The sequence below is a fragment of the Streptomyces sudanensis genome (assembly GCF_023614315.1).
Lineage (GTDB): Bacteria > Actinomycetota > Actinomycetes > Streptomycetales > Streptomycetaceae > Streptomyces > Streptomyces sudanensis.
In genome coordinates this window covers 405,924-412,209 of the sequence record NZ_CP095474.1, presented here as the reverse complement: position 1 = coordinate 412,209, position 6,286 = coordinate 405,924, and the positions used below count along the sequence as shown (strand labels likewise).

Genomic DNA, 6,286 nt, shown 5'->3' with positions numbered 1-6,286 from the left:
CTCCCGCCCCGCTCACNCCCCNNGATGTGCTCACATACTGAGACGCGCATCCCACCCACTTGACATCGGCGGTGCGCCGGGTGGAGGGTCAGTGCCATGCGCACCCGAATTCTCGTAATCGGAAAGCGCGTCGGCTGAGCGGGTCCACGATGACCCCGCGGACCCTCCTCCGGCGCGCTCCCCTCGCTTGCCCCACGGCACGAGGGGTTTTTTGTTGCACGGGCACCTCGCGACAGACTCTGACAGACAACGACAGACCCGCCGAAAAACCCTCGCCCAAACCCTCAGCTTCGAGAAGAGAATGCCGATGACCGAGCAGGCCACCGGGGCCCACCATCCGCAGCCACGGCCCCGTTCCGGCGGACAGCCCTCCGCCACCGTCGAGGACGTCACGGGCGCCCAGGCCCTGATCCGCTCGCTCGAGGAAGTCGGGGCCGAGACGGTGTTCGGCATCCCCGGCGGCGCGATCCTGCCCGCCTACGACCCGATGATGGACTCCGTCAGGGTCCGCCACGTCCTGGTCCGCCACGAGCAGGGAGCCGGCCACGCGGCGACCGGCTACGCCCAGGCCACCGGCAAGGTCGGCGTCTGCATGGCGACCTCCGGCCCCGGCGCCACCAACCTGGTCACCCCGATCGCCGACGCCCACATGGACTCCGTCCCGCTCGTCGCGATCACCGGCCAGGTCGCCTCCAAGGCGATCGGCACCGACGCCTTCCAGGAAGCCGACATCTGCGGCATCACCATGCCGATCACCAAGCACAACTTCCTGGTCACCTGCGCCGACGACATCCCGAGGACCATCGCCGAGGCCTTCCACATCGCCTCCACCGGCCGCCCCGGCCCCGTCCTCGTCGACATCTCCAAGGACGCCCTCCAGGCGAGGACCACCTTCAGCTGGCCCCCGCAGACGGACCTGCCCGGCTACCGCCCGGTCACCAAGCCGCACGCCAAGCAGATCCGCGAGGCCGCCAAGCTGATCACGTCCGCCAGGCGCCCGGTCCTGTACGTCGGCGGCGGCGTCCTCAAGGCCGGCGCCACCGCCGAGCTGAAGATCCTCGCCGAGCTGACCGGCGCCCCCGTCACCACCACGCTGATGGCCCTCGGAGCCTTCCCCGACACCCATCCGCAGCACGTCGGCATGCCGGGGATGCACGGCTCCGTCACCGCCGTGACCGCCCTGCAGAAGGCCGACCTGATCGTCGCGCTGGGCGCCCGCTTCGACGACCGCGTCACCGGCAGGCTGGACAGCTTCGCCCCGTACGCCAAGATCGTCCACGCCGACATCGACCCGGCCGAGATCGGCAAGAACCGCGCCGCCGACGTGCCGATCGTCGGCGACGCCCGCGAGGTGATCGCCGACCTGGTCCAGGCCGTCCAGGCGGAGCACACCGCCGGCAACACCGGGGACTACAGCGCCTGGTGGAAGGACCTCAACCGCTGGCGCGAGACCTACCCCCTCGGCTACGACCAGCCGGAGGACGGCAGCCTCGCCCCCCAGCAGGTCATCCAGCGCATCGGCCGGCTGGCGCCCGAGGGCACGATCTTCGCGGCCGGCGTCGGCCAGCACCAGATGTGGGCCGCCCACTTCATCGACTACGAGAAGCCGGGCACCTGGCTCAACTCCGGCGGCGCCGGGACCATGGGCTACGCCGTCCCGGCCGCCATGGGCGCCAAGGCCGGGGCCCCCGACCGCACCGTCTGGGCCATCGACGGCGACGGCTGCTTCCAGATGACCAACCAGGAGCTGGTCACCTGCGCGCTGAACAACATCCCGATCAAGGTCGCCATCATCAACAACGGCGCCCTCGGCATGGTCCGCCAGTGGCAGACGCTGTTCTACAACCAGCGCTACTCCAACACCGTCCTGCGCTCCGGAGCGCAGGCGTCCGACGGGAACCCCGCCGCGGGCACCCGCGTCCCGGACTTCGTGAAACTGGCCGAGGCGATGGGCTGCGTCGCGATGCGCTGCGAACGCCCCGAGGACCTGGACGAGGTCATCGCCGCGGCCAACGCCGTCGACGACCGCCCCGTCGTCGTCGACTTCATCGTCCACGAGGACGCCCAGGTGTGGCCCATGGTCGCCGCCGGCACCTCCAACGACGAGGTCATGGCCGCCCGCGGCGTCCGTCCCGACTTCGGCGACGGCGAAGACGACTGAGAGAGCCGAGGCACCGCACCATGTCCAAGCACACCCTCTCCGTCCTGGTGGAGAACACCCCCGGCATCCTGGCCAGGATCGCCGCCCTCTTCTCCCGCCGGGGCTTCAACATCGACTCGCTCGCCGTCGGCGTCACCGAGCACCCCGAGATCTCCCGCATCACCATCGTGGTCACCGTCGAGGACCTCCCGCTGGAGCAGGTGACCAAGCAGCTCAACAAGCTGGTCAACGTCCTGAAGATCGTCGAGCTGGAGCCCGCCGCCGCGATCCAGCGCGAGCTCGTCCTCGTGAAGGTCCGCGCCGACAACGAGACCCGCTCCCAGGTCGTCGAGATCGTCCAGCTGTTCCGCGCCAAGACCGTCGACGTCTCACCCGAGGCGGTCACCATCGAGGCCACCGGATCGAGTGACAAGCTCGAAGCGATGCTGAAGATGCTGGAGCAGTTCGGCATCAAGGAGCTCGTCCAGTCCGGCACGATCGCCATAGGGCGCGGTGCCCGGTCCATCACGGACCGGTCGCTGCGCGCACTCGACCGCTCGGCGTAGTCCGCGCCCCGAGTTCCCCCGACGTCCCGATTCCCGCCCACCGTACGGTGGGACGCACCACCAGACCATCCAAGGAGAGACCCAGTGGCCGAGCTGTTCTACGACGACGACGCCGACCTGTCTATCATCCAGGGCCGCAAGGTCGCGGTGATCGGTTACGGCAGCCAGGGCCACGCCCACGCGCTGTCCCTGCGCGACTCCGGCGTCGACGTCCGCGTCGGTCTGCACGAGGGCTCCACGTCCAGGGCGAAGGCCGAGGAGCAGGGCCTGCGCGTCGTCACCCCGGCGCAGGCCTCCGCCGAAGCCGACGTGATCATGATCCTGATCCCGGACCCGATCCAGGCGCAGGTCTACGAGGAGTCCGTCAAGGACAACCTGAAGGACGGCGACGCGCTGTTCTTCGCCCACGGCTTCAACATCCGCTTCGGCTTCATCAAGCCCCCGGCGGGCGTGGACGTCGCGCTGGTCGCCCCGAAGGGCCCGGGCCACCTGGTCCGCCGCCAGTACGAGGAGGGCCGCGGCGTCCCGGCGATCGCGGCCGTCGAGCAGGACGCCACCGGCGGCGCCTTCGCCCTCGCCCTGTCGTACGCCAAGGCCATCGGCGGCACGCGCGCGGGCGTCATCAGGACCACCTTCACCGAGGAGACCGAGACCGACCTGTTCGGCGAGCAGGCCGTGCTCTGCGGCGGCGCCTCCGCGCTGGTCAAGGCGGGCTTCGAGACCCTGGTCGAGGCCGGCTACCAGCCGGAGATCGCCTACTTCGAGTGCCTCCACGAGCTGAAGCTGATCGTGGACCTCATGTACGAGGGCGGCCTGGAGAAGATGCGCTGGTCGGTCTCCGAGACCGCCGAGTGGGGCGACTACGTCACGGGCCCGCGCATCGTCACGGACGCCACCAAGGCCGAGATGCGCAAGGTCCTCTCCGAGATCCAGGACGGCACGTTCGCCAGGAACTGGATGGACGAGTACCACGGCGGCCTGAAGAAGTACCAGGAGTACAAGACGCAGGACTCCGAGCACCTGCTGGAGACCACCGGCAAGGAGCTGCGCAAGCTCATGAGCTGGGTGGACGACGAGGCGTGAGCCCACCGGCGGGCGGGGCCCGGCACACCGCCCGGCCCCGCCCGCCGCAGGCGCGCCCGCGCCGCCCGGCACCATGCGGGTGATCTCCCCGATGAGACGCGGGGACCGGCCCCGCCGCCACTAGACTGCACAGCAGTACGCGTCAGGCCCACAGCGTCGTGCGTCTTCCACGCGGCATGCCCCCTCCACCGCCTGCGGCCGTCGGGACGGCCGTCCGCACTGGACTTGTGAGGACCCACGTGAGCCCGAAACCCGTCGTACTCATCGCCGAAGAGCTGTCGCCCGCCACCGTCGACGCCCTCGGCCCCGACTTCGAGATCCGGCACTGCGACGGGGCGGACCGGGAGAAGCTGCTCCCCGCCGTCGCCGACGCCGACGCGATCCTGGTCCGCTCCGCCACCCGGGTCGACGCCGAGGCCATCGCCGCCGCGCGGAGGCTCAAGGTCGTCGCCCGCGCCGGCGTGGGCCTGGACAACGTCGACGTCTCCGCCGCCACCAAGGCCGGCGTGATGGTCGTCAACGCCCCCACGTCCAACATCGTCACCGCCGCCGAACTCGCCTGCGGCCTGCTGATCGCCACGGCCCGCAACATCCCGCAGGCCAACGCCGCCCTGAAGAACGGCGAGTGGAAGCGCAGCAGGTACACCGGCGTCGAGCTGAGCGAGAAGACCCTCGGCGTCGTCGGCCTCGGCCGCATCGGCGTCCTGGTCGCCCAGCGCATGTCCGCCTTCGGCATGCGGGTCGTCGCCTACGACCCGTACGTCCAGCCGGCCCGCGCCGCGCAGATGGGCGTCAGGCTGATCTCCCTGGACGAGCTGCTGGAGACCTCCGACTTCATCACCGTCCACCTGCCCAAGACGCCCGAGACGGTCGGCCTCATCGGCGACGAGGCGCTGCGCAAGGTCAAGCCGACCGTCCGCATCGTCAACGCCGCCCGCGGCGGCATCGTCGACGAGGAGGCGCTGTACGCGGCGCTGGAGGAGGGCCGCGTCGCCGGCGCCGGCCTCGACGTGTACGCCAAGGAGCCGTGCACGGACTCGCCGCTGTTCCGGCTGGACCAGGTCGTCTGCACGCCGCACCTCGGCGCGTCCACGGACGAGGCACAGGAGAAGGCGGGCGTCGCCGTCGCCCGCTCGGTCCGCCTCGCCCTCGCCGGCGAGCTGGTCCCCGACGCGGTGAACGTCCAGGGCGGGGTCATCGCGGAGGACGTCAAGCCGGGCCTGCCGCTGGCCGAGCGCCTCGGCCGGATCTTCACGGCCCTCGCCGGCGAGGTCGCGGTCCGCCTCGACGTCGAGGTGTGCGGCGAGATCACCCAGCACGACGTCAAGGTGCTGGAGCTGTCCGCCCTCAAGGGCGTCTTCGAGGACGTCGTCGACGAGACCGTCTCCTACGTCAACGCCCCGCTGTTCGCGCAGGAGCGGGGCGTCGAGGTGCGGCTCACCACCAGCAGCGAGTCGCCCGACCACCGCAACGTCCTCACCGTCCGGGGCACGCTCGGCAGCGGTGAGGAGGTCGCCGTGTCCGGCACGCTGGTCGGGCCCAAGCACCTCCAGAAGATCGTCGCCGTCGGCGACTTCGACGTGGACCTCGCGCTCGCCGACCACATGGTGGTCCTGCGCTACGAGGACCGCCCGGGCGTCGTCGGCACGGTCGGCCGGATCCTCGGCGAGGCCGGCCTGAACATCGCCGGCATGCAGGTCTCCCGTGCCGAGGAGGGGGGCGAGGCGCTGGCCGTCCTGACCGTCGACGACACGGTGCCGCAGCAGGTCCTCACGGAGCTGGCCGACGAGGTGGGCGCGACCTCCGCCCGCTCGATCAACCTCGTCTGACGCCCCCGCCGCCCCCGTCCGCACCCCGAGCGGGCGGGGGCGCCGCACGTCCGGCGCACCCCCGCCGCGCGCCGGGGCCGGGGCGCCACGGGCATCGGCGGGCGGCCCGGCGGCGCACGGAACACCCTTCCGTGGCACGCCGGTCGCGGTACCCGCCCGCCGCGGCCCGGTGCCCGGCCTCCCCGGCGCCCGCGGGGCCGGGTACTCACCCGTCCCCGGTGCGCAGCCGGTGGGCCTTCAGGGCCATGTGCAGCAGCAGCCGCTCCTCCCCGTCGCCGAGGTCCAGGCCGGTGAGCTGCTCGATCCGGGAGAGCCGGTAGTACAGGGTCTGCCGGTGGATGCCGAGCGCCGAGGCCGTGCGGCCCGCCTGTCCCGCGTGGTCGAGGAACACCTCGGCGGTGCGGGCCAGTTCGGCGTGCGACCGGTCCAGCAGCGGCCGTACCGCCGGGTCGCCGGCGGCGTCCGGGGGCAGCGCGGTGAGCAGCCGGTACGGGCCGATGGACGCCCAGGGCGCGACCGGGCCCAGGCGCGGCTCGGCCAGTGCCGCGCGTACCGCCGACGCGGCCTCCGCCCAGGCCGCGGCCAGCTCCGCCAGGCCCCGCCGCGGAGCGGCCACGCCGGCGGCGGCGCCCGGCCCCGCGGCGTCGCGCAGCCGGGCGGCGGCCGTC

Annotated in this window: 5 protein-coding genes; 4 read left to right on the top strand and 1 reads right to left on the bottom strand. The window is 72.1% G+C overall.

Annotated features, from left to right (window positions below):
• Positions 1–301 precede the first annotated feature (301 nt).
• The 4 genes from MW084_RS01760 (at position 302) to serA (ending at position 5,618) form a co-directional block, all read left to right on the top strand.
• Entirely contained in the window at positions 302–2,161 is a 1,860-nt protein-coding gene (locus MW084_RS01760; RefSeq protein WP_029553666.1) for an acetolactate synthase large subunit, read from the top strand.
• A gap of 20 nt (positions 2,162–2,181) precedes the next feature.
• Positions 2,182–2,706, top strand: a complete 525-nt coding sequence (gene ilvN, locus MW084_RS01755; RefSeq protein ID WP_010472930.1) for an acetolactate synthase small subunit — start codon at positions 2,182–2,184, stop codon at positions 2,704–2,706.
• A gap of 84 nt (positions 2,707–2,790) precedes the next feature.
• A complete protein-coding gene (gene ilvC, locus MW084_RS01750; RefSeq protein WP_010472929.1) occupies positions 2,791–3,789 on the top strand; it encodes a ketol-acid reductoisomerase in 999 nt (332 codons plus the stop codon).
• A gap of 239 nt (positions 3,790–4,028) precedes the next feature.
• The gene (gene serA, locus MW084_RS01745; RefSeq protein WP_010472928.1) at positions 4,029–5,618 is read left to right on the top strand and encodes a phosphoglycerate dehydrogenase; all 1,590 of its coding nucleotides are present in this window, start codon (positions 4,029–4,031) and stop codon (positions 5,616–5,618) included.
• Between the two features lie 205 nt (positions 5,619–5,823).
• Here the strand turns inward: serA and MW084_RS01740 are convergent.
• Positions 5,824–6,286, bottom strand: a 463-nt coding sequence (locus MW084_RS01740) for a PucR family transcriptional regulator (RefSeq protein WP_275563436.1), incomplete at its 5' end; no start/stop codon positions are given.